The sequence below is a fragment of the Pseudomonas sp. ML2-2023-6 genome, from assembly GCF_037055265.1.
GTDB classification, from domain to species: domain Bacteria; phylum Pseudomonadota; class Gammaproteobacteria; order Pseudomonadales; family Pseudomonadaceae; genus Aquipseudomonas; species Aquipseudomonas kulmbachensis.
Map to the genome: position 1 here is coordinate 2,512,809 of NZ_CP146347.1, position 26,751 is coordinate 2,539,559.

25 protein-coding genes are annotated in these 26,751 nt (G+C 50.4%); 22 read left to right on the plus strand and 3 right to left on the minus strand.

The annotated features are described in order from the left end of the window. The first annotated feature begins 25 nt into the window (after positions 1–25). The 21 genes from serC to V6L79_RS11785 all read left to right on the plus strand — a co-directional run bounded on the left by serC (position 26) and on the right by V6L79_RS11785 (position 23,750). Complete coding sequence (gene serC / locus V6L79_RS11685; protein WP_261741668.1) at positions 26–1,111, plus strand: 3-phosphoserine/phosphohydroxythreonine transaminase; 1,086 nt, start codon at positions 26–28, stop codon at positions 1,109–1,111. Beyond that, positions 1,111–2,205 carry a prephenate dehydratase gene (gene pheA, locus V6L79_RS11690; RefSeq protein ID WP_016780245.1) on the plus strand — a complete coding sequence of 365 codons (1,095 nt, stop codon included), beginning with the start codon at positions 1,111–1,113 and terminating at the stop codon, positions 2,203–2,205. Before serC ends, pheA begins: the two co-directional genes overlap by 1 nt. Positions 2,206–2,216: 11 nt before the next feature. Continuing rightward, positions 2,217–3,329, plus strand: a complete 1,113-nt coding sequence (hisC, locus tag V6L79_RS11695; protein WP_261741669.1) for a histidinol-phosphate transaminase — start codon at positions 2,217–2,219, stop codon at positions 3,327–3,329. A 4-nt stretch (positions 3,330–3,333) separates the two neighbouring features. Continuing rightward, positions 3,334–5,565: a bifunctional prephenate dehydrogenase/3-phosphoshikimate 1-carboxyvinyltransferase gene (locus V6L79_RS11700; RefSeq protein WP_261741670.1), complete on the plus strand. Its 2,232-nt coding sequence runs from the start codon at positions 3,334–3,336 to the stop codon at positions 5,563–5,565. Beyond that, positions 5,565–6,251: a (d)CMP kinase gene (gene cmk, locus V6L79_RS11705; RefSeq protein WP_395247222.1), complete on the plus strand. Its 687-nt coding sequence runs from the start codon at positions 5,565–5,567 to the stop codon at positions 6,249–6,251. Before V6L79_RS11700 ends, cmk begins: the two co-directional genes overlap by 1 nt. Positions 6,252–6,374: 123 nt before the next feature. Beyond that, positions 6,375–8,069, plus strand: coding sequence for a 30S ribosomal protein S1 (gene rpsA / locus V6L79_RS11710; protein WP_019826775.1), 1,695 nt, complete (start codon positions 6,375–6,377; stop codon positions 8,067–8,069). Between the two features lie 325 nt (positions 8,070–8,394). Then, positions 8,395–8,691: an integration host factor subunit beta gene (gene ihfB, locus V6L79_RS11715; protein ID WP_003447108.1), complete on the plus strand. Its 297-nt coding sequence runs from the start codon at positions 8,395–8,397 to the stop codon at positions 8,689–8,691. Between the two features lie 24 nt (positions 8,692–8,715). After that, entirely contained in the window at positions 8,716–8,967 is a 252-nt protein-coding gene (locus V6L79_RS11720; protein ID WP_261741672.1) for a LapA family protein, read from the plus strand. A 530-nt stretch (positions 8,968–9,497) separates the two neighbouring features. After that, entirely contained in the window at positions 9,498–10,955 is a 1,458-nt protein-coding gene (locus V6L79_RS11725) for an MBL fold metallo-hydrolase (protein WP_338580259.1), read from the plus strand. Between the two features lie 108 nt (positions 10,956–11,063). Beyond that, on the plus strand, positions 11,064–11,591 hold the full coding sequence (gene rfaH / locus V6L79_RS11730) for a transcription/translation regulatory transformer protein RfaH (protein WP_321836097.1): 528 nt from the start codon (positions 11,064–11,066) through the stop codon (positions 11,589–11,591). Between the two features lie 161 nt (positions 11,592–11,752). Beyond that, positions 11,753–12,649 (plus strand): glucose-1-phosphate thymidylyltransferase RfbA, encoded by an 897-nt coding sequence (gene rfbA / locus V6L79_RS11735; protein WP_261741675.1) that lies wholly within the window; start codon positions 11,753–11,755, stop codon positions 12,647–12,649. Next, a complete protein-coding gene (gene rfbC, locus V6L79_RS11740; protein ID WP_338580260.1) occupies positions 12,646–13,194 on the plus strand; it encodes a dTDP-4-dehydrorhamnose 3,5-epimerase in 549 nt (182 codons plus the stop codon). Before rfbA ends, rfbC begins: the two co-directional genes overlap by 4 nt. 114 nt (positions 13,195–13,308) lie before the next feature. Continuing rightward, on the plus strand, positions 13,309–14,553 hold the full coding sequence (locus V6L79_RS11745; protein ID WP_338580261.1) for a hypothetical protein: 1,245 nt from the start codon (positions 13,309–13,311) through the stop codon (positions 14,551–14,553). 1 nt (position 14,554) lies between these two features. Continuing rightward, entirely contained in the window at positions 14,555–15,772 is a 1,218-nt protein-coding gene (locus V6L79_RS11750; protein WP_338580262.1) for an oligosaccharide flippase family protein, read from the plus strand. Positions 15,773–15,785: 13 nt separating this feature from the next. Next, positions 15,786–16,580 (plus strand): glycosyltransferase family 2 protein, encoded by a 795-nt coding sequence (locus tag V6L79_RS11755; RefSeq protein WP_321836756.1) that lies wholly within the window; start codon positions 15,786–15,788, stop codon positions 16,578–16,580. Further along, positions 16,573–17,670: a glycosyltransferase gene (locus V6L79_RS11760; RefSeq protein WP_338580263.1), complete on the plus strand. Its 1,098-nt coding sequence runs from the start codon at positions 16,573–16,575 to the stop codon at positions 17,668–17,670. The genes V6L79_RS11755 and V6L79_RS11760 overlap by 8 nt, the downstream gene beginning before the upstream one ends. Positions 17,671–17,981: 311 nt before the next feature. Continuing rightward, positions 17,982–19,109 (plus strand): glycosyltransferase family 4 protein, encoded by a 1,128-nt coding sequence (locus V6L79_RS11765; RefSeq protein WP_338580264.1) that lies wholly within the window; start codon positions 17,982–17,984, stop codon positions 19,107–19,109. Between the two features lie 41 nt (positions 19,110–19,150). Then, positions 19,151–20,143 carry an SDR family oxidoreductase gene (locus V6L79_RS11770; protein WP_321836759.1) on the plus strand — a complete coding sequence of 331 codons (993 nt, stop codon included), beginning with the start codon at positions 19,151–19,153 and terminating at the stop codon, positions 20,141–20,143. A 38-nt stretch (positions 20,144–20,181) separates the two neighbouring features. Further along, on the plus strand, positions 20,182–21,201 hold the full coding sequence (locus V6L79_RS11775; RefSeq protein WP_338580265.1) for a glycosyltransferase family 4 protein: 1,020 nt from the start codon (positions 20,182–20,184) through the stop codon (positions 21,199–21,201). A gap of 112 nt (positions 21,202–21,313) precedes the next feature. After that, positions 21,314–23,311, plus strand: coding sequence for a nucleoside-diphosphate sugar epimerase/dehydratase (locus V6L79_RS11780; RefSeq protein ID WP_338580266.1), 1,998 nt, complete (start codon positions 21,314–21,316; stop codon positions 23,309–23,311). Between the two features lie 109 nt (positions 23,312–23,420). Further along, positions 23,421–23,750, plus strand: a complete 330-nt coding sequence (locus V6L79_RS11785) for a helix-hairpin-helix domain-containing protein (protein WP_321836107.1) — start codon at positions 23,421–23,423, stop codon at positions 23,748–23,750. A gap of 66 nt (positions 23,751–23,816) precedes the next feature. Here the strand turns inward: V6L79_RS11785 and V6L79_RS11790 are convergent, their stop codons facing one another. Further along, entirely contained in the window at positions 23,817–24,380 is a 564-nt protein-coding gene (locus V6L79_RS11790; RefSeq protein ID WP_261741687.1) for a TetR/AcrR family transcriptional regulator, read from the minus strand. Positions 24,381–24,519: 139 nt separating this feature from the next. Then, positions 24,520–24,687: a DUF2897 family protein gene (locus V6L79_RS11795; protein WP_019826736.1), complete on the minus strand. Its 168-nt coding sequence runs from the start codon at positions 24,685–24,687 to the stop codon at positions 24,520–24,522. Positions 24,688–24,915: 228 nt separating this feature from the next. Between V6L79_RS11795 and pyrF the strand changes: the two genes are divergently transcribed. Then, positions 24,916–25,614 carry an orotidine-5'-phosphate decarboxylase gene (gene pyrF / locus V6L79_RS11800; RefSeq protein ID WP_261742401.1) on the plus strand — a complete coding sequence of 233 codons (699 nt, stop codon included), beginning with the start codon at positions 24,916–24,918 and terminating at the stop codon, positions 25,612–25,614. A gap of 48 nt (positions 25,615–25,662) precedes the next feature. Here pyrF and V6L79_RS11805 read toward each other — a convergent pair whose 3' ends face one another. After that, positions 25,663–26,667, minus strand: coding sequence for an NADP-dependent oxidoreductase (locus tag V6L79_RS11805; protein ID WP_338580267.1), 1,005 nt, complete (start codon positions 26,665–26,667; stop codon positions 25,663–25,665). Between the last annotated feature and the right edge of the window lie 84 nt (positions 26,668–26,751).

Here is a 26,751-nt window from a genome sequence, read left to right on the forward strand (position 1 = left end):
CCACCAAATCAGAGTGAGAGTGGAAGTGAGCAAACGAGCCTATAACTTCTGCGCAGGTCCTGCTGCGCTACCTGAAGCTGTCCTGTTGCGTGCCCAGTCCGAGTTGCTCGACTGGCATGGCAAGGGCCTCTCGGTCATGGAGATGAGCCATCGCAGCGATGAGTTCGTGTCCATAGCGACCAAGGCTGAGCAGGATTTGCGTGACCTGCTGTCTATTCCCTCGAACTACAAAGTCCTGTTTCTGCAAGGCGGCGCAAGCCAGCAATTTGCTCAGATCCCGCTGAATCTGCTGCCTGAAAATGGCAAGGCGGATTACATCGATACCGGTATCTGGTCGCAGAAGGCTATTGAAGAAGGTTCGCGTTTCGGTCACATCAACGTGGCAGCTACCGCCAAGCCCTACGATTACTTTGCAATTCCTGGTCAGAATGAGTGGAACCTGTCGAAAGATGCGGCCTACGTTCATTACGCGCCAAATGAAACCATCGGTGGCCTGGAGTTCGACTGGATTCCGCAAACTGGCGATGTGCCGCTGATCGCTGACATGTCCTCGGACATTCTGTCGCGTCCGGTTGATGTTTCCCGCTTCGGCATGATCTACGCTGGCGCCCAGAAAAACATCGGTCCGAGCGGTATCGTGGTCAACATCATTCGTGAAGACCTGCTGGGCCGGGCACGTTCGATTTGCCCGACCATGCTGGATTACAAAGTCGCGGCCGATAATGGCTCGATGTACAACACGCCGCCGACGCTGGCCTGGTATTTGTCTGGCCTGGTGTTCGAGTGGCTGAAAGAGCAGGGCGGCGTTGAGGCTATTGGCAAGCTCAATGAAGTCAAGAAACGTACCTTGTACGACTTTATTGACGCCAGCGGCTTGTACAGCAACCCGATCAATATCTCTGACCGCTCCTGGATGAACGTACCGTTCCGTCTGGCGGACGATCGTCTCGACAAGCCATTCCTGGCAGGAGCCGAAGCGCGTGGGCTGCTGAACCTCAAAGGGCATCGCTCGGTGGGCGGCATGCGGGCTTCGATCTATAACGCGGTAGACATCAATGCGGTCAACGCGCTGGTGGCTTACATGGCAGAGTTCGAAAAGGAACACGGCTAATGTCCGAACAAGAGCTCAAGGCGCTGCGTCTGCGTATCGACAGTCTGGACGAAAAGGTCCTGGAGCTGATCAGTGAGCGGGCGCGCTGCGCCCAGGAAGTGGCGCGAGTCAAAATGGCTTCGCTGGCTGAAGGCGAAGTGCCGGTATTTTACCGGCCTGAGCGTGAGGCTCAGGTGCTCAAGCGCGTTATGGAGCGCAATAAAGGCCCGTTGGGGAACGAAGAGATGGCGCGGTTGTTCCGCGAAATCATGTCTTCCTGCCTGGCGCTGGAGCAGCCGCTGAAAGTGGCTTACCTCGGCCCGGAAGGCACCTTCACCCAAGCGGCTGCCATGAAGCACTTCGGTCACGCCGTCATCAGCAAGCCAATGGCTGCGATTGACGAAGTGTTCCGTGAAGTTGCAGCGGGTGCGGTGAATTTTGGTGTGGTGCCAGTGGAGAACTCCACCGAAGGCGCTGTCAACCATACGCTCGACAGCTTCCTCGAGCATGACATGGTGATCTGTGGCGAAGTTGAGCTGCGTATCCACCATCACCTGCTGGTGGGTGAAAACACCAAGACTGACAGTATCAGCCGTATCTACTCCCACGCGCAGTCGCTGGCCCAGTGCCGCAAGTGGCTGGATGCGCATTACCCGAACGTCGAGCGTATTGCCGTATCGAGCAATGCCGAGGCCGCCAAGCGGGTCAAGGGTGAGTGGAACTCTGCCGCCATTGCCGGTGATATGGCTGCAGGCTTGTACGGTTTGACCCGACTGGCCGAGAAAATTGAAGACCGTCCGGACAACTCCACGCGGTTCTTGATGATTGGCAGCCAGGAAGTGCCGCCGACCGGTGATGACAAGACCTCGATCATTGTTTCCATGAGCAACCGTCCTGGTGCATTGCATGAGTTGCTGGTGCCGTTCCATGAAAACGGGATCGATCTGACGCGCATCGAGACGCGTCCCTCGCGTAGCGGTAAATGGACCTATGTGTTTTTCATCGACTTTGCTGGCCATCACCGCGACCCGTTGGTCAAAAGTGTCCTGGAGCAAATCAGTCAAGAAGCCGTAGCACTTAAAGTATTGGGCTCATACCCGAAAGCGGTTCTCTGAGGCGATAAAACATGAGCGGTGACTTTCTCGCCCTGGCGCAGCCGGGCGTGCAACAACTTTCGCCTTACGTCCCGGGCAAGCCTGTGGACGAACTGGCGCGCGAGCTGGATCTGGATCCGGCCATGATCGTGAAGCTGGCCAGCAACGAAAACCCTTTGGGTGCGAGCCCTAAGGCGCTGGAAGCCATTCGTGCCGAGCTGGCTGAGCTGACGCGCTATCCGGACGGCAATGGTTTCGCGCTTAAAAGTCTGCTGGCTGAACAGTGCGCTGTGCAGCTGGATCAGGTGACGTTGGGTAACGGTTCTAACGACATTCTGGAACTGGTGGCGCGTGCCTATCTGGCGCCAGGCCTGAATGCCGTGTTCAGTGAGCATGCGTTTGCGGTTTATCCGATTGTCACCCAGGCTGTGGGCGCGCAGGCGCGGGTAGTGCCGGCCAAGGACTGGGGGCATGACCTGCCTGCCATGCTTGAGGCCATCGACAGCAATACTCGTGTGGTTTTCATTGCTAACCCAAACAATCCTACCGGGACCTGGTTTGGCGTCGATGCGCTGAACGAGTTCTTGCAGGATGTTCCGGAGCACGTGCTGGTCGTGCTGGATGAAGCCTATATCGAGTATGCCGAGGGCGGTGAGCTGCCCGATGGGCTGGAGTTCCTGTCGGCTTATCCTAATCTGCTGGTTTCGCGCACGTTCTCCAAGGCCTACGGCTTAGCGGCCTTGCGCGTGGGTTACGGCCTGTCGACGGCAGTGGTTGCGGATGTGTTGAATCGTGTTCGCCAGCCATTCAACGTCAACAGCCTGGCCTTGGCTGCTGCTTGTGCGGCGCTGAAAGATACGGATTACCTGGCTCAAAGCCGGCGCCTTAATGAGGTCGGGATGCAGCAGTTGCAGGACGGCTTTCGAGAGTTGGGCCTGGGCTGGATTGCGTCCAAGGGCAACTTTATTGCGCTGGACCTCGGTCAAGTGGCGGCTCCGGTCTATCAGGGGTTGTTGCGTGAAGGCGTAATCGTGCGTCCGGTGGCCAACTACGGGATGCCGAACCATCTGCGTATCACTATTGGTTTGCCGGCGGAAAATACTCGCCTGCTTGAGGCGCTGACCAAGGTTCTTGCTCGTGGTTGATGTGATGTCTGTGCACTCTGTAAAACCGGTTATCGGTCGTTTGGTCGTTGTCGGGCTGGGCCTGATTGGCGGCTCTTTCGCCAAGGGGATGCGCCAAAGCGGTCTGTGTGCGGAAGTGGTAGGTGTTGACCTTGATCCCGATTCCTGTGCTTTGGCTGTGGAATTGGGTGTGGTTGATCGCTGCGAAGCCGATCTGGCAGTGGCCTGTGAAGGCGCTGATTTGATTCAGTTGGCAGTGCCGATTCTGGCCATGGAGAAAATGCTCGGCCTTCTGGCGGGCATGGCTCTTGGCTCGGCAGTGTTGACGGATGTGGGTAGCGCCAAAGGCAATGTCGTGCGTGCTGCGGCGCAGGCCTTTGGTGGTATGCCCGCGCGCTTTGTGCCGGGGCATCCCATTGCCGGATCTGAGCAAAGCGGTGTCGAGGCATCGAATGCCAGTTTGTTCGAACGGCACAAGGTCATTTTGACCCCGGTGGCTGAAACTGATGCCGACGCGTTGGCCCTGGTTGATGCGATGTGGCGCGCCCTGGGCGCAGACGTCGAGCACATGCAGGTCGAACGCCATGACGAGGTGTTGGCTGCAACCAGCCATTTGCCTCATCTGCTGGCTTTCGGGTTGGTGGACTCTCTTGCCAAGCGCAACGAGAATCTGGATATCTTCCGTTACGCTGCGGGTGGCTTCCGTGATTTCACAAGAATCGCTGGCAGCGACCCGGTAATGTGGCATGACATTTTTCTTGCGAATCGTGAGGCGGTGCTGCGCACATTGGATACATTTCGCAGCGATCTCGACGCTTTGCGCGACGCGGTCGATGCAGGGGATGGGCATCAATTGCTGGGCGTCTTTACGCGCGCCCGGGTTGCCCGCGAGCATTTCAGTAAAATCCTGGCCCGCCGGGCATATGTGGACACTATGAATTCCAACGATCTGATTTTTTTGGCAAATCCTGGTGGTCAAGTAACTGGCCGAATTCGCGTACCAGGCGACAAATCCATTTCTCACCGTTCGATCATGCTGGGGTCATTGGCCGAAGGCACGACCGAGGTGGAAGGTTTCCTTGAGGGCGAAGACGCTCTGGCAACCTTGCAAGCATTCCGTGATATGGGCGTTGTGATTGAAGGCCCGCATCATGGTCGCGTGACCATTCATGGTGTTGGTTTGCATGGTTTGAAGGCGCCACCGGGTCCTATTTACCTGGGTAACTCGGGGACTTCGATGCGTCTGTTGTCTGGCCTGTTGGCCGCGCAGAGCTTCGATACCACGTTGACCGGCGACGCTTCCCTGACCAAGCGCCCGATGAATCGTGTGGCCAATCCGCTACGCGAAATGGGTGCTGTGATTGAGACCGCTGCTGAAGGTCGCCCGCCGATGACCATTCGCGGTGGTCACACGCTTAAAGGCATGAGCTACACCTTGCCGATGGCCAGTGCTCAGGTTAAGTCCTGTCTGTTGCTGGCGGGCTTGTATGCACAAGGCAAGACCTCGGTCACCGAGCCTGCACCGACCCGCGATCACACCGAGCGCATGCTGCAAGGCTTTGGCTACCCGGTTACAGTTGAGGGGCCTACAGCTTCGGTTGAGTCGGGTCACAAGCTGACTGCGACTCATATTGAAGTGCCGGGCGATATTTCTTCGTCGGCGTTCTTCCTGGTCGCGGCTTCGATCGCTGAAGGTTCGGATCTGCTGCTTGAGCATGTGGGTATCAACCCGACCCGTACTGGCGTTATCGATATTTTGCGTTTGATGGGGGCGGATATCACCCTTGAGAACCAGCGCGAAGTGGGCGGCGAGCCGGTGGCTGACTTGCGTGTGCGGGCTGCCAAACTCAAGGGTATCGAGATTCCCGAAGAGCTGGTGCCATTGGCAATTGACGAGTTCCCGGTACTGTTCGTGGCGGCAGCTGTGGCTGAGGGTCGTACGATCCTGCGTGGTGCAGAAGAGCTGCGTGTGAAGGAGTCTGACCGGATTCAGGTGATGGCTGACGGCTTGTTGGCACTTGGCGTCAAGTGCGAGCCGACACCGGACGGCATCATCATTGATGGCGGCACGATTGGCGGTGGTGAAGTCCATGGGCACGGCGACCACCGTATTGCGATGGCTTTCAGTGTGGCTTCGTTGCGGGCAACTGCTCCGATCCGTATTCACGATTGCGCCAACGTAGCGACATCGTTTCCGAACTTCCTGGCATTGTGCAAGCAAGTGGGCATGCGCGTTGCTCAAGAGGTTAACTCGTGATGATTTCAGCGCCGGTTATTACCATCGATGGTCCTAGCGGTTCCGGGAAAGGCACCGTTGCGGGCATCCTGGCCAAGAGTCTGGGATGGAATTTGCTGGACTCCGGTGCTTTGTACCGTTTGCTGGCTTTCGCGGCGGTTAACCATGGTGTTGCTCTGGATAACGAAGCCTTGCTGGCAAAATTGGCTGCGCATCTTGATGTGCAGTTCATCGGGGCGACGGATGGCAAGTCTGCGCGCATTATTCTGGAAGGCGACGAAGTGACTCACGCCATCCGCAGTGAGGGTGTGGCTGCTGGAGCCTCGAAAGTCGCGGCTTTGCCAGCTGTTCGTGATGCTTTGCTGCAGCGTCAGCGTGCGTTTCAGGAGTCGCCGGGCTTGGTTGCGGACGGTCGTGATATGGGCACGGTGGTATTTCCTGAGGCTCCGTTGAAGGTATTTCTGACGGCTAGCGCCGAGGAAAGGGCCCGCCGCCGTTACTTGCAGTTGAAGGCCAAGGGCGATGATGTTAGTCTCTCGGGTCTGCTAGATGAGATTCGTGCCCGTGATGAACGTGACACGCAGCGTGCAATAGCCCCGCTCAAACCGGCGGCTGATGCCATACAGCTGGACTCTACGGAGTTGTCCATCGACCAGGTGCTTGAACGCATCATGAGTGAAATCGCGCTTCGCGATATTGCTGGATGACCAAGAAAGCGTGCAGGAGACCAGAAATAGTCCTGCATGCCTTCTTTTATATGAACGTAACCCACATTGTCTGGAATGTGGCAGATGGGCGTATTCCTTCGCCCTTGATTAACAGGAATTAAAATGAGCGAAAGCTTTGCAGAACTCTTTGAAGAAAGCCTAAAAACCCTGAATCTTCAGGCTGGCTCGATCATCACCGCGATCATCGTTGATATCGATTACCAAGCTGGTTGGGTTACCGTTCACGCTGGTTTGAAGTCTGAAGGCCTCATCCCGCTGGAGCAGTTCCACAACGACGCTGGCGAACTGAACATCAACATCGGTGATGAAGTTCACGTTGCGCTGGACGCGGTCGAAGACGGCTTTGGCGAAACCAAACTGTCCCGTGAAAAAGCCAAGCGCGCTGAATGCTGGATCGTTCTGGAAGCAGCCTTCGCAGCAGAAGAAGTGGTCAAGGGCGTTATCAACGGTAAGGTTAAAGGCGGCTTCACTGTCGACGTTAACGGCATCCGTGCGTTCCTGCCAGGTTCTCTGGTTGACGTTCGTCCAGTGCGCGACACCACGCACCTGGAAGGCAAAGAGCTGGAATTCAAGGTCATCAAACTTGACCAGAAGCGCAACAACGTTGTTGTTTCGCGTCGCAGCGTTCTTGAAGCAGAGAACTCGGCTGAGCGTGAAGCTCTGCTGGAATCCCTGCAAGAAGGCCAGCAAGTCAAAGGTATCGTCAAAAACCTCACCGATTACGGCGCATTCGTCGATCTGGGTGGCGTCGATGGCCTGCTGCACATCACCGACATGGCTTGGAAGCGTATCAAGCATCCTTCCGAAATCGTCAACGTTGGCGACGAGATCGATGTCAAGGTTCTGAAGTACGATCGCGAACGCAATCGTGTTTCCCTGGGCCTCAAGCAACTGGGCGAAGATCCATGGGTTGCTATCAAAGCCCGTTACCCAGAAAGCACTCGCGTTACCGCTCGTGTAACCAACCTGACCGACTACGGCTGCTTCGCTGAGCTGGAAGAAGGCGTTGAAGGTTTGGTACACGTTTCCGAAATGGACTGGACCAACAAAAACATCCACCCTTCGAAAGTCGTACAAGTCGGCGACGAAGTGGAAGTTATGGTTCTGGACATCGACGAAGAGCGTCGTCGTATCTCCCTGGGCATCAAGCAGTGCAAATCTAACCCATGGGAAGATTTCTCTGGCCAGTTCAACAAGGGCGATAAAATCTCCGGCACCATCAAGTCGATCACCGATTTCGGTATCTTCATTGGTCTGGACGGCGGCATCGACGGCCTGGTTCACCTGTCCGACATTTCCTGGAACGAAGTTGGCGAAGAAGCCGTACGTCGTTTCAAGAAGGGCGACGAGCTTGACACCGTTATCCTGTCTGTTGATCCAGAGCGTGAGCGCATCTCCCTGGGTATCAAGCAGCTGGAAAGCGATCCGTTCTCCGAGTACGTACAAGAGAACGACAAAGGCGCAATCGTTAAGGGCATCGTGAAAGAAGTTGACGCTAAAGGCGCCATCATCACTCTGGCCAACGATATCGAAGCTACTCTGAAAGCGTCCGAAATCAGCCGTGACCGCATCGAAGATGCACGTAACGTTCTGAAAGAAGGCGAAGAAGTAGAAGCCAAGATCATCAGCGTTGATCGTAAAAGCCGCGTAATCCAATTGTCCATCAAGTCGAAAGACGTTGAAGACGAGAAAGAAGCAATCCAGAGCCTGCGCGACAAGCCAGCTACCTCTGAGATCGCTGCTGGTCCGACCACTTTGGGCGACCTGCTGCGTGCACAAATGGAAAAACAGAACTAAGTTCTGATTGACCATAGAAAAAGGGCGACTTCGGTCGCCCTTTTTTGTGCCTGCAATTTGAGTGGGGCGGCAAAGCGCCTGTGTTGCGCGCTTGCTTGTGCTTCATGTTGCGAGATACCAAGCCTGCGCCAGAGCGCTCATTATCTCTGAGCGAGCTCGTGGATGCCTGCTGCCTGCTGGTCGTGATTATCATCACGTCTCTACGGTGTATTGCCTGGTAGGGAGACTCGTAAATATAAGTCAATCCCTGGGCTGTTCAAATTCTTTCGATCATGCTAAAACCTTTGGAGCGCTGATCTAGCTGCTTGAAAAAGAAGGGAAAAATATGACGAAGTCGGAGTTGATCGAACGAATTGTCACCCATCAAGGGCTACTTTCATCCAAGGATGTAGAGTTGGCCATCAAGACTATGCTTGAACAAATGTCTCAATGTCTGGCGACCGGAGATCGAATCGAAATCCGTGGTTTTGGCAGTTTCTCGCTGCATTACCGTGCCCCTCGGGTAGGTCGCAATCCCAAGACAGGCCAGTCGGTCAGTCTTGATGGAAAATTCGTTCCTCATTTCAAACCGGGCAAAGAGCTGCGGGACCGAGTGAATGAAGATGAGGAAGACGACATTTAATCCTTCAGGGAACAGGAGTTGCCGATGCATAGCATCAAACGTGCAGTGTTAGTGGTGTTTGCTCTGATCGTCATTTTCGGGATCGTGATTTTTATCCTCGAAAACCAGCAGCCCACCGCATTGATATTTTTGGGCTGGCGCTCCCCCGAACTGCCGGAATCGTTGTTTCTCATAGCTGCTTTATTGGTTGGCATGGCGATTGGACCTGTCATGGGTTTTGTGGCCTACAGGCGCAAAGCAGCCAGGCTCAAGCGTAAGTTGCTGGCCGAGTCTTAAGATAGGCGGCCTTTCTTGGGTTTATTTGAAAGGCCTCCTCTGTCCATACGAGAGCGCAGCCAGATTGCGATGCGTGTTCTAGATAAATCAAAGTACGCTATCAAAATTTACTTGTGATTCAGGATAATTCCCACAAGTTGAAAGCTTGGATTTTTTACCGTGATGGCATATAGCTGGCAATTTGCTTTGCCCGTTATTTAGTGCTTTTTCGGGTGTGCATTGATGTAACGTCTAATGGCTGGAATCAACAGGTGCCTGTGTAAGTAGATTTCTGTGCTTCTTTATAAGACATGCCCGCTTACCAAGCAGTAACGCTCATGTTCACGCCGAAATATATTGCGATTACGGTGCTGTAGTTCTGATTGTATTTGGCCATGTGTCGCGGTTGGGGTCGCACAGGGTGATAGCTCTGAGATAGTGCGGAAAAACCTTGCAAAGTAATCGGCGCCAATTTGACGAATGATGGGGTGCTGTCCTGTCCAGAGTTATGGGCTAATAGCTTCCTCACGGAGCTGTAGCGAGAGTTGGCGATGTCTTATCCCCGCATCATTCACCATGGCGCCGTGAGCGGCGTCACTGGTTCATGCCATCAATTACAGATGAATGCCCATAGCAGCCTTTTAATCGATTGTGGACTGTTTCAGGGCAGTGAGCTGACGGCTAAAGGCACCATTGGCGCCCTGCATCCTGAAATCAACTTTTCGCTTGGCGGCATTAAAGCTCTGCTCGTCACTCATTCCCATGCGGATCATGTTGGCCGTATTCCCTATTTGCTTGCTGCTGGCTTTAAAGGGCCGATCTTATGCAGTGAGCCGACTGCAAAGTTATTGCCGTTGGTGCTGGAGGATGCATTCAAGCTTGAGTTAAGCCGCGAGAAGAAACATATCGAACTCTACTTGCAGCGTTTAAAGCGGCAGCTGATTGCGCTACCGTTTGATCATTGGTTTCGTATTGAGCAAACCGAAACGCTGCATGCACGCGTCCGCTTGCAAAGGGCAGGGCACATACTGGGTAGCGCATATGTGGAGTGCGATCTTGACTACCCGCAAAAGGGCTTGAACCGCCGAATCGTTTTCTCGGGGGATCTGGGCGCTCCACATACGCCCTTGTTGCCAGCCCCTGTTTCTCCTGAGCGTGCCGATGTACTGATCCTTGAAAGCACCTATGGTGATCGTGTGCATGAAGATCGCACGACCCGTCAGGCACGGCTTGAGCACGCCATTGATAAAGCACTGGCGGATCACGGCACGCTGCTGATTCCAGCCTTCAGCATTGGTAGAACCCAGGAATTGCTCTACGAAATCGAAGACATTCTTCATCGCAAGGCGCTTGCGGGTCCTCCACCTGGTCTGTCCGTCAAGGATCAGGTGTTGCCGGTTAACTGGCCGCAGTTGCCGATTATCCTGGACTCTCCCTTGGCCGGCAGACTCACCGGTGTCTATCGTGAACTGGATGACTACTGGGATGCTCCAGCGCAAAGTCGCCTTCAAGGTGGGCGCAAGCCACTGCACTTCAAGCAGATGATCACCATAGACAGTCATGTGCAACACATGCAAACGGTACGTTATCTCGCCAGTACAGGCCGTCCTGCGATTGTAATTGCCGCCGGTGGGATGTGCGCCAGTGGTCGCATAGTCAACTACCTCAAGGCCCTGCTGGGTGACCGAAGGCATAATGTGCTTTTTACCGGTTATCAGGCCCGAGGAACGCCGGGCGCGGCAATACAAAAGTACGGTCCGCAAGGCGGTTTTGTTGAAATGGAGGGGGAGCGCTGTATCATTCGCGCTGGCGTTAGCACTTTGGGCGGTTATTCGGCCCATGCTGATCAACAGGACTTGCTCAACTTCGTTTCGGGTATGGCGCACTGGCCTGAAAAAATATGTTTGGTGCATGGCGATATAGAGGCGAAACGAGTATTAGCGAAAAAGCTACTGGGGCTGTATCAAGCACACAATAGATCTGTCGAGGTACTAATACCTGCGGACTAATAGCCCCGCTGCGACTCTATATAGCAGCTACGATCGAACCCAATTGCTGCCATTGGCGCATGCGTAGCGCGATGGCAAAACACGGACGAACCTATAAATGAACTACCCATGCACATAACAAGCGGCTCAGACACCCAGGAACCAGGCGCATCGAAGTCCGGTGACTGGTACTTGGTGCAATGCAAGCCAAGACAGGACGAGCGTGCAGAGGAAAACCTCCTGCGTCAGGGTTATGAGTGCGCACGGCCAGCGTGTCGACGCGAGCGACTGCTGCGCGGCCAGATGCAGCATGTACAGGAATCCCTGTTTCCGGGCTATCTGTTTATACACATGCCACAAGGTGCCAATTGGGCTCCCTTGCGCTCAACTCGTGGCGTAGCAAGGGTTGTGGCCTTTGGGGGGCGTCCACTGGCAGTCAGTCATGAACTGGTAGCGCAACTCCAGGCTCGTGCTGACACCCACATCATCACTGCGTTTAAGCCAGGCGAAAAAGTCACCATCCTTGATCAAGGCTTCGCAGGTATTGAGTCCATTTTCATGACCATGGACGGCGAAGAAAGAGTCATTCTGCTTATCAATTTAATGAATCGCCAGCAAGAGATCAGTTTGCCTTTGGCGAGTATCACCAATCGTTAAGTAAAACTCTGGTCACGGCCAGAGCGACAAAAGCAAACCGCGTTCTCAGGAAATTGACGATGAATCCTGGGGCGGTAGCGTGTCTGATTAAAATAGAATTCAGCCATCACCGGCCGACGTTGTGGGTGATGCACCCCAATAGTTAAGGAAGTGCTTGAAACATGACCCCCTTCAAACGTAAAGGCATCATCCTCGCTGGCGGTTCGGGAACACGCTTGCATCCCCTCACGCTGGGCGTATCCAAGCAGATGCTGCCAATCTACGACAAGCCCATGATCTTCTACCCGCTGTCAGTATTGATGCTGGCGGGGATGCGCGAAATTTTGATTATCTCAACGCCAGAAGACTTGCCTTGCTTCAAAAAACTGCTGGGTGACGGCAGCCAGTACGGCATTGAGTTGAGCTACGCTGAACAGCCTAGCCCCGATGGACTGGCGCAAGCCTTTATCATTGGCGAAGAGTTCATTGGCAAAGACCCGGTCTGCCTGATCCTTGGCGACAACATCTTTTATGGTCAACACTTCTCGGACAACTTGCGCTCAGCCATGTCTCAAGAGAAAGGTGCCACTGTTTTTGGTTATCACGTCTCAGACCCTGAGCGTTTTGGTGTGGTTGAGTTCGATGGCAGTGGGCGCGCGTTGAGTATTGAAGAAAAACCCGCAAAGCCAAAATCCAACTATGCAGTGACCGGTTTGTATTTCTATGACAATCAGGTGGTTGAAATTGCAAAAAATATCAAGCCATCCGATCGAGGAGAACTTGAAATCACCGATGTCAATCGAGCCTATCTTGAGCAAAAGACTCTAACTGTTGAAATGTTGGGCCGCGGTTTTGCCTGGCTGGACACAGGCACCCATGAGTCCTTGCTGGAAGCCAGTCATTTTGTGCATACCATCGAGCAGCGCCAAGGCTTGAAAGTGGCTTGCCTGGAAGAAATAGCTTTTAACAGCGGCTGGATTTCACCTGAGATCTTGGGAGAGCAGGCTGAAAAGTTGAAGAAAACAGGGTATGGGCAATACCTTGCCAAGCTGTTGTCGACTGAGCGAGTCGGACCATGAAATTTACTGAAGCTCAACTTCCAGGTGTCGTGATCATTGAGCCGGACGTTTATGAAGATGAACGTGGCTGGTTCATGGAAAGCTTTAATCATCGAAAGTTCGAAGACGGTTTACAACAGTTAGGACTGCCTGTACCTGCGTTTTTTGTACAAGATAATCAGTCTTGCTCCAGTAAAGGTGTGCTACGTGGGTTGCATTACCAACTCGAGCCTTTTGCACAAGGAAAGTTGGTGAGCGTAAGCCAGGGGGCCGCTTTTGATGTCGCCGTCGATATCCGTTTGGAGTCGCCTACATATGGCGAATGGTTTGGTCTTGAGCTCAGCGCGAAAAATAAAAAGATGCTATGGATCCCTGTAGGTTTTGCCCATGGCTTTCTTGCGCTTGAAGATAATACAAGATTTTCTTATAAAACGACAAATTACTATAATAAAGAATCTGAACGAAGTTTGCGTTGGAGTGACGATAGACTGGCTATCAGATGGCCTGATATGGGTGCCTATATCGTCAATGATAAAGATCAGATCGCGCCTTTGCTTCAGTTGTAAAATATAAATTAAATGCAGTAAAAAACATTTTCCATCATGTATCCGTAGTTAGTGGTTTGGTATTTAACTAAGAGAGCTGCAGCTGTTAAGCGAATGGTGGGAAAGGCGGTGCGAATGGAGAGTTTCAAAAGTAGAACGGTTTCTTATGGCGTCGTATTAGCTGCTTGTGTGTTGGTGGTGCTGGGCGATTTGCGAAATTTGATTACTCCGTCAGGCTATTGGATGCTCTGGGGAGTGGTCACCTTTCTCGGGTTTGTATCTGCTTTCGATAAGATGACAATTAAATTAGCTCGAGAGCTAAATGTTTATGTTGTTGGTTTTTTAGTTTTGTTTGTCGCTTTTTTGTTGTCTTCGATTGTTAATTTTGATTTCCGTACTTTCTACCAAGCGATAAAAATTTTATGTATTGGTGTGGTTTTTTTATGTGTGTATATGCACTCTTTGCGCTTGGCGCAGGGGGACTATTACTCCATTAGTGCTGTTTCAATATGTGTTGGATTTTTCGTTTTTTGTTTGACTAAATACTACCTTATACGCTGGCATGTTGTGTTGGACGATGGAAGACAAGGCAGTCAGCTTGCCTATCCTGGCGTTCTGTGGAAGACATGTGCTTTTTTCGCGGGTTTTGTGATGGTGGGTATGCTGTTTGATGGGAAAAGTAAAGTGGTGAGTGTGTTCGTACTGATGGCGGCTGTGTATGTTCTTGTCATGGACTCAAGTCGTACGGGTTTTATGGTTTTTTTACTTCAGTTGGCTTTTGTATTTATATTGAGTTTGTATATCAGGCCGAGAGTGACTTTGTGGTTGTGTTTTCTTTGTTTGATACTGATGACAGTAGTGCTATTTTTTTATGGTTCCAGTTATGTTTTTTTGAACGTAGATAACAGTCCTCTTGTGCTGGGCAGATTTCTCTCTGGAGATCCAGTGAGAGTACAAATGTTAGCAGACGGATTGGTACAGCTTAAAGTATGTATGCCTTTTGGGTGTGGTTTTGGGTCAACTACCACTGAAGCACATGGCGAAACCATGGTGGTGCATAATGCATTTCTTGCATCGGGTGGGGATTTGGGGGTTCTTGGATTTGTAGGCCTGTTCGTACTTGTGTTTTCTCCGTTGTTAGTGTACGCAGTAAGGATTGGGCGCTATATATTATGTGAGCATAAAGTCAAACAAATTTTCGTGTATTCGATTGCTGCATATGGTGGTTCGCTAGGTTTTGCTTTGTTGTTGATGCTCCATCCGTTCAGTACTGAGTTGTCCGAGTGGGGTATTTGGATAGTCATGACGTCCGCGCTCACGGTTGTGTCGCATCAATTGGCTGTTAACACACAAGTCGAAAGGCTAGAGAGCGGCGTTTAAAATGAGATTGCAATTCAAAAATGTAAGTTTGCTATTTGTGGCTCAACTGGTCAGCTATTTAATACCTATTTTAGAAATTCCCATTCTGGCCAGAGCCCTCGGTGTAGACCAGTACGGTCAAGTGTTGCTCATTCAGGCTACTGCTCTATTGTGCTCTTTAGTAGTTGAGTATGGTTTTTCGCTCAGTGGGGCCAGGCAGGTTGCAGTCTGTGGTGTGGAGAACAAAACACTGCTCGCGAATATATATAATGGTGTTACGTCGGCAAAAATATTGTTAGCAGCTTCTATTGTTGGTTTGTCAGTGCTGTTACTTTCATTCTCTGATCTGAAGGTGAGTTCGCAGGCCATTGTGTGGGGGTATCTGTATTTCCTGGCGTTTAGTTTTAGCAATATTTGGTTGTTTCAGGGGTTGGAGAAAGTCACGTTTGTTGTCGTGTTTGAGCTGTTGTTAAGATTTTTGGGCCTGTTTATTTTATATCAGTTTTTGACTGTCTCTGCGGAAATCAATTCGGCGCTGATGATCATGTCGTCGTTCGCGCTATTGAATACCTTGGTGGGTCTGTACTTGGCTTATAGAATCGTTGGTCACTTTTCTGTAGATTTTAAATCTGGTATCGAACAGATTAGAAAAGGGTTTCACGGGTTTATATACAAAAGCTCAAATAATATTATGTTGAGTGCGGGGCCTGCTCTTGTAGGCGTTATGTGTGGGCAGGCGTCGGTAGCTAAGTTTGCTCCTGCTGAGAAAATTATAAAAGCGTCAGTAGGCCTGGTAGGTCCGGTACTGATAGGTTTATACCCTTATTTAAGTAGGCGGCTGTTGAGTTCCTCAGGAAATAGTTTGAAGCTGTCAAGTATTATTATTGCTTTTATGTTTTTCGCAGGTGTATCTGGAGCCTCAATAATTTATTTCGCAGGTGATTTTTTAATCCATCTAATGTTAGGAGTCGGCTTCGAAGAGGCTATTCCCATATTGCAGGTTTTTGTATGGATCATACCTTTTCGTATGATGAATCAATCGATTGGGCTCACCATATTTATGCCGCTAGGCAAAGATAGAATATTGAGCATGTGCCTGATGTTTTTTTCTGTACTTTCTTTGTGTATGGCTGCTTTTTTGTCGTATTGGTATGATTTGGCAGGTATTGTTTATGGCTTGGTGCTGACTGAGGTTCTATTTTCAATATCGTTGGTTTTTATGGCTTTTAAAATAAAATAGATGGGCGGAGTTTATGCTGACTGTACTCACGGCGACTTATAATCGTGCTTACACATTGAGTCGATTATATGAGAGCCTGGAGCGCCAAACAAATAAATCGTTTGAGTGGGTGGTTGTTGACGATGGGAGTGCCGACGAGACTTTAGAGTTATTAGCCGGTTTTCAAAAAAAATCGACGTTCCCCATCAGATTTTTACAGCAGGAAAACTCAGGTAAGCATGTGGCAATCAATACTGGGGTCTCTGTTGAAACCCGTGGCTGGATTTTTCTGGTTGATAGTGATGACGCCCTTACTCCTGATGCGGTTGAGGTTTTTTTAAGTGACTTAACTAATACCGGTTCCAAAGATCTAGTAGGTTATTGTTACAGGAGGGCTGATTTTTCAGGGCGCCTGATAGGTAATGTGGTCTCTGGTGAGCCAGAGAGTTCGGCAATAATGAGTCCTGTTCAGGCAGGCCCGCTGTATAGGGGAGACCTGGCGTATATATTCAAAAAAGACGTCTTGATTAAGTGCCCTTTCCCTAGATTTGAAGGGGAAAATTTCGTACCTGAACTCTTGATTTGGAACAAGGTATCTGATGAAGGCGGGGTTTTGTATTTTCATCATCGAGCGATCTATTTGTGTGAATATTTAGCGGATGGTTATTCTGCTAATTTTTATAAGAATCTGCAGAGAAATCCCGTTGGGTTTGGTGTTTTTTATAAAGATCAAATGGGTCGAGAAACAAATTTAATCAGAAAACTAAAGTGCGCAATTCGGTATGTGCAGTGTTTGTTTTTTGGTTTTAAAAACAGGCGAAATGTTTGATATGAAAATTTTATATGTCATCACTGGTCTTGGAGTCGGAGGGGCTGAAAGACAGGTGCTTGATCTCGCCGAAAGTTTTCAGCGGCAAGGGCATGATGTCAAAATTTGTTACCTTACAGGCTCGGCGCTAGTACATCCTGAAAATATAAATATTGAACTTTTGGGGCTGAATATTGTAAAAACAATTCCTGGTTTAATCAAAGGTGTTTTCAGGCTTAGGCATATCATCAAGTCTTTTGCGCCTGATGTGGTGCATGCTCATATGGTTCATGCTAATTTGCTTTCGCGGATTATCAGGCCTTTTTGTTCAATTAAAAGGCTGATTAATACCGCTCATAATACGAATGAAGGTGGCAAGGCAAGAATGCTTGCTTATCGTTTAACGCACTCTTTAGCTGATGTCACAACCAATGTGACGCTTGAGGCTGTTCGTGTTTTCGAGCAAAAAAGAGCTTGCCCGGTAGGCTCAATGTTGGCCATACCCAATGGTATTGATACTGAGCGCTTTAAGCCTGATCCTGTTGCCCGAGCGATGATAAGACATTCGGAAGGTATTGACGATCAAGATGAATTAGTACTTGCGGTTGGCCGACTGGTTGATGCCAAAGACTATAAGAACCTGTTACAGGCTTTCAAGGTGCTCTCCAACAGCAGGTCGAACGCAAAGCTGTGGATCGTGGGGGAGGGTCTGGAGAGGCTTGAATTGACAAAGCTGGTTGACTCTTTGGCTCTTTCTCACCTCGTCAGATTTCTAGGCATCAGATCTGATGTTAATGAAGTTTACAATGCAGCTGATTTATATGTGCTCTCTTCAGCATGGGAAGGATTTGGTTTGGTTGTTGCCGAGGCAATGGCCTCAGAAAAGATCGTGGTTGCGACCGACTGTGGTGGTGTTAAAGAAGTGGTAGGTGGGTGCGGTTTCTTGGTGCCTACGAAAGACTCACAAGGACTCGCGCAGGCTATGTGTACCGCCCTGGATATGGCGTCCAGTGATAAAAGCGATATGTCAAGTTCGGCTAGAGTTAGAGTAATTGATAATTACTCTATTGATAAAATTGTAAGCATTTGGACTCGTGTTTATTCCACATAAGCACTCATTTTTTATGTTGGTTGAAAATTTTTAATGTAATACTTGGCTTGTAAGGCACGTGATAGTGGTTGCATTGGTTTTGAGGTGCATGCATCACTCGTTAACGTATGAATCTTTTTTTGAGGGGTACCCATAGAAAGATTGGTTACGCATTCAAGTCTTTGTTATTTGCAGTTGTCATGGTCATGTTTTTAGTGTGTTCATTGACGATTTTGAGGTTGTTTTGATGTCTGCGTCTTACGAGCATTGTATGCAATTATAAGGTCGGGGGTTTTCGAGGATGCTGATGATTATAAATTTTGGCGAATGGTATGATTAATAGTATTGCTCTTATAGGTACCGTTGCATCTTGCGTAACAGGTTTTCGCAAAGAGTTGATTGAGTTCTTAGTAGCAAAAGGAATCACGGTGTATGCGTTTGCACTGGATTATGATGATGTCAGCAGGGCTGAGGTAGAAGCGTTAGGTGCGCGGCCTATGGATTATTCCTTGACTCGTTCCGGTCTAAATCCTTTCAGAGATATCTCAGATACGATTAAGTTATCAAGAACTCTTCGCTCAATTAACCCGGATCTTGTTTTCTGTTATTTTTCCAAGCCCGTTATTTTTGGTACGTTGGCAGCGAAAATGGCAGGTGTAAAAAGGCGCATTGGGATGCTGGAAGGTCTAGGCTATGCTTTTACAGAACAGCCGTCCGCTGAGCGATTTAAAACCAAAGTGTTAAGACGTATTCAGGTTGTCCTGTATCAATTGACCATGCCATTATTAGAGCGATTGATATTGCTTAACTCGGATGATGAAAAGGATCTTGTTGATCGATACAATATCACTGTGAAGTCTGTTGATATTCTGGGTGGTATCGGGCTGGATTTGTCTGAATATAATTACTCTGTTCCGCCACAGTCACCGGTCACTTTTGTTTTTGTTGGTCGTTTACTCGCCGAGAAAGGTATACATGAATTTTTATCGGCAGCTGAACGGATAAAAAATAAATATGAAGACTCCCGTTTTCTTGTTCTCGGTGGTGTAGATAAAGCTAACCCTGGAGCGCTGACGGAGGGGGCTCTCGATCACGCCATTAAAAGTGGTTTGATAACATACCCTGGGCATGTGAATAATGTGGTTGAGTGGTTGCATGCGTCCAGCGTCTTTGTTCTGCCTTCTTACAGGGAAGGAGTGCCTAGAAGTACTCAGGAAGCCATGGCCATAGGCCGTGCAGTTATTACTACTGATGTTCCTGGATGTCGGGACACCGTCGTCGACGGTGTAAATGGTTTTTTGACAACTCCTTGGTCTGTATCAGATCTTTATAAAAAAATGGCATTCTTCATGGAAGATCGCAGTTTGATTATAAGTTTGGGGGTCGAAAGCCGTGAAATTGCCCTGCGCGATTTTGATGTAAACACTATTAACGAAAAGATTTATGGGTTTTTAAGGTGATCTGAAAGTTCATATGATATTTAAAATCCCAAGGTGTAGACATGGTTGGTAATAGTCAATTTAAGCCTCTGAAACCAAGCAAGGTGCTTGTTACGGGTGCAAGTGGTTTTTTAGGGTCTGCAGTTGTTGAACGTTTAGCTACACGTGATGGTCATAATGTTTTGGCGATGGTGCGTAGTGAAAGCACTATGTTTGCTCATCCTGTAGAACGGGTATGCGCAGATCTTGATAACCTTTCGCAGCGACCTCTGCCCCTAGCAGGGGTTGATGTTATTGTGCACTGCGCTGCGCGGGTTCATGTAATGGGGGATAACTCAGATGATCCTTTAGCGCAATATCGCAAAGTTAATGTTGACGCGACAGTTGAGCTGGCCAAGCAAGCTGTACTGGCCGGCGTGAAGCGGTTTGTTTTTATTAGCTCAATTAAAGTCAACGGCGAAGTTACTGTGCTAGGGAAGCCTTACACCGCTGAAGATGTGCCAGCTCCCTCCGATCCTTACGGGGTATCCAAGATGGAGGCTGAGCAACAACTCAAGTTGATAGCAGATGCGTCCAGTCTAGAAGTCGTTATTATTCGTCCTGTCTTAGTGTATGGCCCAGGCGTAAAGGCAAATTTTAATAGTATGATGAAGTGGCTTAGTAGAGGTGTACCCTTGCCATTGGGTGCAATTCGTAACCAGCGCAGTCTCGTAGCATTAGATAATTTAGTGGATTTGATTGCCACTTGTATTAGCCATCCTGCTGCAGCTAATCAAACTTTTTTGGTTAGTGATGGTGAGGATATGTCGACCACTAAATTATTAACGCGCATGGGCGTGGCTCTATCTAAGAAAGCGCGATTACTTCCGGTGCCTGCGTCTATTTTGTTCGCGTGTGCTGCATTGTTAGGGCAACGAGCAGTGGCGCAACGTTTATGTGGCTCTTTACAAGTAGATATTAGTAAAGCACATAACTTGCTAGGTTGGTCGCCGCCATCGTCTGTCGAAGATTCTTTGCTAAAGACTGCTGAAAGTTTTCAGAAGGAATCCGTGTAAAGTGATGAGCTCTTTTTTGAACTAATTCGGAGTTGTTGATGAGCATTCTGTTGTGGCTTGCCCTTACTGTTGCAGTCTTAGCACTCATGTTGACGTGGTTGTTGCGACGGTACGCACTTGCTCAAAATATGATAGATATACCGAATATGCGCAGCTCTCATTCTGTGCCTACTCCGAGGGGTGGCGGGTTAGCTATCGTTATTAGTTTTCTTGTCTCCTTGCCGTTTTTATGGGTTGAAAACGTAATTGCCGATAATATTTTTTTTGCATTGTCAGGTGCGGGATTAGTAACCGCTATACTTGGTTTTCTTGATGATCACGGTCACATCGCTGCACGTTGGCGTCTACTTGGGCATTTCAGTGCTGCTGGATGGGCTCTCTATTGGATAGGGGGGCTTCCAACTATAACGCTATTCGGTATGCACATAGATCTGGAGTGGATGGGGTATATTTTTACAGCTTTTTATCTTGTCTGGCTCCTCAATCTTTACAATTTCATGGATGGAATTGATGGGCTTGCCAGTGTTGAAGCGCTTTGCGTGTGCTTGGGGAGTTGTCTGATCTACTGGTTTGTCGACGCCAAAGAACTTATATGGTTACCATTGCTATTAAGCACAGCAGTGTCAGGGTTTCTTTTCTGGAATTTCCCCCCTGCAAAAATCTTTATGGGCGATGCAGGTAGCGGTTTTCTGGGTGTTACTCTTGGTGTGCTTTCATTGCAAGCGGCATGGCATTCAGAGTTTTTATTGTGGACGTGGTTGATCTTGCTAGGGGTATTTATCGTCGATGCGACGGTCACTCTCATCCGGCGTCTGATAAAAGGATGCAAGGTATATGAAGCTCATCGTAGCCATGCTTATCAATTCGCATCCCGTCGCATGGGTTCTCACTTGCCCGTGACACTTGCGGTCTTGGCAATCAATATTTTTTGGTTGTTGCCAATTGCTCTGTGTGTCGCCCTGTTAGGGCTTAATGGCTTAATTGGTTTAGCTATCGCTTACATTCCTCTCGTGGTGCTGGCAGTAAAATATCAAGCAGGTGAAAAAGAAGGTGTGTGAAATTTGAAGTCTTGGGCGAAGGCTCGTTTTTGGTTTTGTCTGGTGATATACGTACTGGTTTTGTGCAGATCGCAGTTATCATGTTTTTTAGTTGTAAGGGGGCAATATCTTCATGGATAGTATTCGGTCATTTCTGTTGAGTCTATCGCGCAAGAAAAAGCGATTAATTCAAGTGACCACTGACGTAGTACTTGTTTGGCTCGCCCTGTGGCTGGCGTTCGTGGTGCGCCTGGGCATTGACGATGTGCTGGGCCTCGTTAAACAGCACTTTTGGCTATTTGTAGCAGCTCCAATAGTAGCCATCCCCTTTTTCATCCGTTTCGGCATGTACCGCGCGGTGATGCGGTATTTTGGCAACGATGCGCTGATCGCAATTATCAAGGCCGTTAGCCTTTCTTCGTTGGTTTTGGCCGTGGTGATGTACTGGTACAGCACGCCTGCGAATGTCGTCCCGCGCTCGATCATTTTCAATTACTGGTGGTTGAGCCTAGTCATGCTCGGTGGTTTGCGGCTTGCCATGCGTCAATACTTTTTGGGCGACTGGTTTACCGCCGTTCAGCATGTGCCCTTTACCAGTCGCGACGATGGCTTGCCGCGCGTTGCCATATACGGTGCCGGCGCCGCAGGTAATCAGTTGGTCGCAGCCTTGCGCATGGGGCGCGTCATGCGGCCAGTGGCGTTTATTGATGATGATGAAAACATTTCTGATCGCATCATCTCTGGCTTGCAGGTATTCAAGCCCGAACACATTCAGCAGATGATTGGTCGTACGGGCGCGCAGGAAGTACTGTTGGCGATTCCTTCCTCGTCCCGTGGCCGTCGTCGTGAAATCCTGGGTTTGCTTGAAGGTTATCCGCTCCACGTTCGCAGTGTTCCAGGCTTTATGGATTTGGCCAGTGGCCGGGTCAAGGTTGACGATATTCAGGAAGTGGATATTGCCGATTTGTTAGGCCGTGATCCGGTACCTGCGCAAGGTGAGTTGCTGGAGCACTGCATTAAAGGCCAGTGTGTGCTGGTGACGGGGGCAGGTGGGTCTATTGGTTCAGAACTGTGCCGTCAGATCCTGGCTCTGAGACCGACTACGTTACTGCTGTTCGAACATAGCGAATTTAATCTTTACAACATTCTTGGTGAGCTGGAGCAGCGGGTTAATCGCGAGTCGCTTTCGGTGAAGGTCTTGCCGATTTTGGGTTCGGTGCGTAATTCACACAAATTGCTGGATGTGATGAAGACCTGGCATGTCAACACGGTGTACCACGCGGCAGCCTATAAGCACGTCCCCATGGTTGAGCACAATGTTGCCGAGGGTGTGCTGAACAACGTTATAGGCACGCTCAATACCGCTCAGGCCGCGTTGCAGGCGGGTGTCGCAAACTTCGTTCTGATTTCCACCGACAAGGCTGTGCGGCCGACCAATGTAATGGGCAGCACTAAACGTCTGGCCGAGATGACGCTTCAAGCTCTCAGTCGCGAAGTAGCGCCAGTACTGTTTGATGATGCAGCCAATGTGTCGCGGGTTAATAAAACCCGATTCACCATGGTTCGTTTTGGCAATGTACTGGGTTCTTCCGGGTCTGTGATTCCGTTGTTTCACAAACAGATCAAGGCCGGTGGGCCGCTGACAGTGACTCATCCCAAGATCACTCGTTACTTCATGACTATTCCTGAGGCGGCTCAGCTAGTGATTCAGGCCGGGTCGATGGGGCAGGGCGGCGATGTGTTTGTTCTCGATATGGGGGAGCCTGTGCGCATTGTCGAGTTGGCAGAGAAGATGATCCACCTCTCCGGCTTGAGTGTTCGCTCCGAAAAAAACCTGCATGGTGATATTGAGATCGAATTTACGGGCTTGCGGCCCGGCGAAAAGCTTTACGAAGAGTTGCTGATTGGTGACAACGTAGTGGCTACGCAACACCCGATGATCATGTGTGCGAATGAAGACATGTTGTCTTGGGATGAACTTAAGCAGCGGTTGTCGCAACTGCTTGATGCCGTTGATAAGGACGATTACGTCCGGGTTCGCCAATTGCTACGCGAGACGGTCAGTGGCTATGCCCCCGAGGGCGAAATTGTGGACTGGATCTATCAACAACGTCGTGCTGAGCCATCTTGACTACACACGCTGCAATGTACTCATTTTTGACACTCGATACCCATCGCCTACGTTTGGAATACAGCTCAGGAAAGCTGTTTCCACTTAACGATGTATTGGAGTGTCACTTATGCGTATTGCCTTTCTTTCTTCGATTTTTTTGGCTTTGATGGCAGGTGTTTCCAGCGTGGCTCACGCTGCGCCCTCAACCACAGCAGTTGCACCGGTGGTGGCTGCGCAGGTTGCGCCAGATGTGCCGGTGATGACAATCAACCTCAATACTGCAGATGAGGCGACGCTTCAGCGTGAACTCTCTGGAGTCGGTGCGGCTAAAGCCAAGGCCATTGTGGCGTACCGTGAAGCCAATGGTAGCTTCACTTCGGCCGATGAACTGCTTGAGGTCAAAGGCATAGGGAAAGTTATTTTTGAGAAAAATCGGAATAAGTTAGCGGTTAACTAAGCCGAGCAGTTGAGCGCAAAAAGCCAGTCTTTGACTGGCTTTTTTGTTTTTATCCAGCGGGAATATTCAAGCCTCTACTGCCGCTTGCTTTAAAACGTCACGCGTTGCGTTGAGTATTTTTTCTTTGAGCTCTGTGCTTTCTGCTGCACGCGCAAGAACCAGTGCCCCAACCAAGGTTGCGAATATCACAACACTTTGGTCGTCTGCGTCTGGCCCTTCTAGTGTGGCCTGGATCTGTTTGAGCCTGGCATCGATTACGTAGTCAGTGGTCGCGCTGGCTTGCCCTTGTTGCGCCATCTCGCTAGACATGGTCGGCAAGGGACAACCTTCATGGGGAGAATTGAGGTGCCAGTCAGATAAGTAGGCGTCAATAAAGGCATGCAGCGGTTGTGGCTGACTGAACAGTTCTGCGCAGAGGCCGTCAACTTCGCCTGCGGCGTGTTGCAGTGCCTTTTCTACCAAGTCGTTCTTGGATGAGAAATGAGCGTAGAAACCACCGTGTGTCAGGCCCAGGGATTTCATCAGGGGCTGTAGGCCCGTTGCGCCAATGCCATCCCGTCTAAACAGCCCGGATGCTTCTTTAACGATGCGCTGATGGGTATTGGCTTTATGATCTTGTGAGTAGCGCATGGCAGGTGTCTCTATGTGTAATGGGCCATCATAACGGTGAGTTCCAAGGATATGCATGGGGTGATTTGTTCAAAAACGTGTAGGCATTTACCCTTGGGAACTCATCCTTTCGGAACGCTGGCCCCAACTGCTGAGCTGATTACCTGTCCTTGGATTCCTTGGCGTCCATTTCTGCGTTGCGCTCGGCTACGCGTTTACGTTGCTCGTCGGTCAGCTCAACCTTGTTAGCCGTGTCGCGCAGGGTCATCAGCCCACCCACGATGGCGCCAATAGCGACGATAAGAATTAACCAGGCATACCAGGGCATAGTGTTCTCCTGAACTTGGAAACTCACGGGGCAGATTTGCGTAGTGGGTTGCCGTGAATCATATTGAGTGAGTCTGTTTGCATTGTTTCCATTGTAGGACGGTTATCCCGTAGCGCGCGTTATTCCCTTGGGATTGACTAAAAACGTGAATTTACGATCATCGGGTGCCGGTGAGCGGCTGGTTCCGCTACAATGCGCGCCGATTTCGACCAGCCTGAGAACCCGCTAATGTCCGACTGCCAGACTCCTATTATCGTCGCCCTGGATTTCCCAACGCGTGACGCCGCACTGAAACTGGCTGATCAGTTGGACCCCAAGTTGTGCCGCGTGAAAGTGGGCAAAGAGCTGTTCACCAGCTGTGCTTCGGAAATTGTCGGCACTCTGCGTGACAAAGGCTTCGAGGTGTTCCTGGATCTCAAGTTCCACGATATTCCCAATACCACAGCAATGGCGGTTAAAGCTGCTGCTGAAATGGGCGTGTGGATGGTTAACGTTCACTGTTCGGGCGGTTTGCGCATGATGGCTGCCTGCCGCGAAGTGCTCGACAAGCGTAGTGGCCCGCAGCCGCTGCTGATTGGCGTCACTGTGTTGACCAGCATGGAGCGTGAAGACCTTGCCGCCATTGGCCTGGATATCGAGCCTCAGGAGCAGGTGTTGCGCCTGGCAGCCTTGGCGCAGAAGGCCGGGATGGATGGGTTAGTGTGTTCCGCTCTGGAGGCGCAAGCGCTGAAAGCGGCCCACCCGACTCTGAAATTGGTAACCCCGGGTATTCGTCCAGCCGGCAGCGCTCTGGATGACCAGCGCCGTATTTTGACTCCGCGCCAGGCGTTGGATGCGGGTTCTGATTATCTGGTGATCGGTCGTCCAATCAGCCAAGCGGCTGATCCGGCCAAAGCCCTGGCTGCGGTGGTCGCTGAGCTGGCTTAAAGCGATCTGTGGGAGCTGCTCTGTCAGCTCCCACAGAATGTTCAAGTGTTAGACCTTCAAAACCAGCTTGCCGTGGTTTTCCCCGTTAAACAGTTTCATCAAGCTTTCCGGGAAAGTTTCAAGCCCTTCGACAATATGCTCTTTGCTTTTGAGTTGGCCTTTGGCCAGCCATCCCGCCATTTCTTGACCTGCCGCTGCATAGCGATCGGCATAGTCCATCACTACAAAACCTTCCATACGTGCGCGATTGACCAGCAGTGACAAGTAGTTGGATGGGCCTTTCACGGCTTCCTTGTTGTTGTACTGGCTAATTGCACCGCAAATTATGACCCGGGCCTTAAAATTTAGACGGCTGAGGACTGTGTCGAGAATATCGCCGCCAACGTTGTCGAAAAACACATCCACGCCTTTAGGGCATTCACGTTTAAGCCCTGCGATTACATCCTCGCTCTTGTAGTCAATCGCGCCGTCAAAGCCCAGCTCTTCGGTGAGCAATGCGCACTTCTCTTTCCCGCCTGCAATACCGACAACACGACAACCTTTAAGCTTGGCAATTTGACCGGCAATGCTGCCCACCGCTCCGGCTGCACCCGAAATCACTACGGTATCACCGGCTTTCGGTGCGCCTACTTCCAGCAATGCGAAGTAGGCGGTCATGCCGGTCATGCCCAGCGCGGATAAATACACAGGCAAAGGCACCAGTTTCGGGTCTACCTTGTAGAAACCTCGTGGTTTACCGACGAAGTAATCCTGTACACCCAGTGCACCGTTCACGTAATCACCGACAGCAAAGCCTGGGTGAGCAGACGCTATGACTTTGCCGACACCCAAGGCGCGCATCACCTCGCCAAGCGCCACTGGCGGGATGTAGGATTTGCCTTCATTCATCCAGCCACGCATAGCCGGGTCGAGGGACAGGTACTCGTTCTTGACCAGGATTTGGCCGTCTTCCGGTTGTACGACCGGGACTTGCTGAAAGGTAAAGGCGTCGCGGGTTGCTGCGCCGACTGGACGTTTAGCGAGCAGGAATTGGCGGTTTGTCTGGTCAGTCATTGCAGTAACTCTTTTCAAATGGATGACTGTTGATAGTCCTTCTTGCGTTTTAGAGCAAGTGAATGAGCCTTCACGAATAGGCTT

Coding starts and splice junctions, on each gene's coding strand:
- ihfB (WP_003447108.1), top strand. CDS start 8,395: ATGACGAAGTCGGAGTTGATCGAACGAATTGTCACCCATCAAGGGCTA.
- V6L79_RS11785 (WP_321836107.1), top strand. CDS start 23,421: ATGCGTATTGCCTTTCTTTCTTCGATTTTTTTGGCTTTGATGGCAGGT.
- V6L79_RS11750 (WP_338580262.1), top strand. CDS start 14,555: ATGAGATTGCAATTCAAAAATGTAAGTTTGCTATTTGTGGCTCAACTG.
- V6L79_RS11755 (WP_321836756.1), top strand. CDS start 15,786: ATGCTGACTGTACTCACGGCGACTTATAATCGTGCTTACACATTGAGT.
- V6L79_RS11725 (WP_338580259.1), top strand. CDS start 9,498: ATGTCTTATCCCCGCATCATTCACCATGGCGCCGTGAGCGGCGTCACT.
- V6L79_RS11720 (WP_261741672.1), top strand. CDS start 8,716: ATGCATAGCATCAAACGTGCAGTGTTAGTGGTGTTTGCTCTGATCGTC.
- V6L79_RS11745 (WP_338580261.1), top strand. CDS start 13,309: ATGGAGAGTTTCAAAAGTAGAACGGTTTCTTATGGCGTCGTATTAGCT.
- cmk (WP_395247222.1), top strand. CDS start 5,565: ATGATTTCAGCGCCGGTTATTACCATCGATGGTCCTAGCGGTTCCGGG.
- V6L79_RS11700 (WP_261741670.1), top strand. CDS start 3,334: ATGTCTGTGCACTCTGTAAAACCGGTTATCGGTCGTTTGGTCGTTGTC.
- pheA (WP_016780245.1), top strand. CDS start 1,111: ATGTCCGAACAAGAGCTCAAGGCGCTGCGTCTGCGTATCGACAGTCTG.
- V6L79_RS11805 (WP_338580267.1), bottom strand. CDS start 26,667: ATGACTGACCAGACAAACCGCCAATTCCTGCTCGCTAAACGTCCAGTC.
- rpsA (WP_019826775.1), top strand. CDS start 6,375: ATGAGCGAAAGCTTTGCAGAACTCTTTGAAGAAAGCCTAAAAACCCTG.
- V6L79_RS11795 (WP_019826736.1), bottom strand. CDS start 24,687: ATGCCCTGGTATGCCTGGTTAATTCTTATCGTCGCTATTGGCGCCATC.
- V6L79_RS11770 (WP_321836759.1), top strand. CDS start 19,151: ATGGTTGGTAATAGTCAATTTAAGCCTCTGAAACCAAGCAAGGTGCTT.
- rfbC (WP_338580260.1), top strand. CDS start 12,646: ATGAAATTTACTGAAGCTCAACTTCCAGGTGTCGTGATCATTGAGCCG.
- V6L79_RS11775 (WP_338580265.1), top strand. CDS start 20,182: ATGAGCATTCTGTTGTGGCTTGCCCTTACTGTTGCAGTCTTAGCACTC.
- V6L79_RS11790 (WP_261741687.1), bottom strand. CDS start 24,380: ATGCGCTACTCACAAGATCATAAAGCCAATACCCATCAGCGCATCGTT.
- V6L79_RS11760 (WP_338580263.1), top strand. CDS start 16,573: ATGTTTGATATGAAAATTTTATATGTCATCACTGGTCTTGGAGTCGGA.
- rfbA (WP_261741675.1), top strand. CDS start 11,753: ATGACCCCCTTCAAACGTAAAGGCATCATCCTCGCTGGCGGTTCGGGA.
- V6L79_RS11765 (WP_338580264.1), top strand. CDS start 17,982: ATGATTAATAGTATTGCTCTTATAGGTACCGTTGCATCTTGCGTAACA.
- rfaH (WP_321836097.1), top strand. CDS start 11,064: ATGCACATAACAAGCGGCTCAGACACCCAGGAACCAGGCGCATCGAAG.
- V6L79_RS11780 (WP_338580266.1), top strand. CDS start 21,314: ATGGATAGTATTCGGTCATTTCTGTTGAGTCTATCGCGCAAGAAAAAG.
- hisC (WP_261741669.1), top strand. CDS start 2,217: ATGAGCGGTGACTTTCTCGCCCTGGCGCAGCCGGGCGTGCAACAACTT.
- pyrF (WP_261742401.1), top strand. CDS start 24,916: ATGTCCGACTGCCAGACTCCTATTATCGTCGCCCTGGATTTCCCAACG.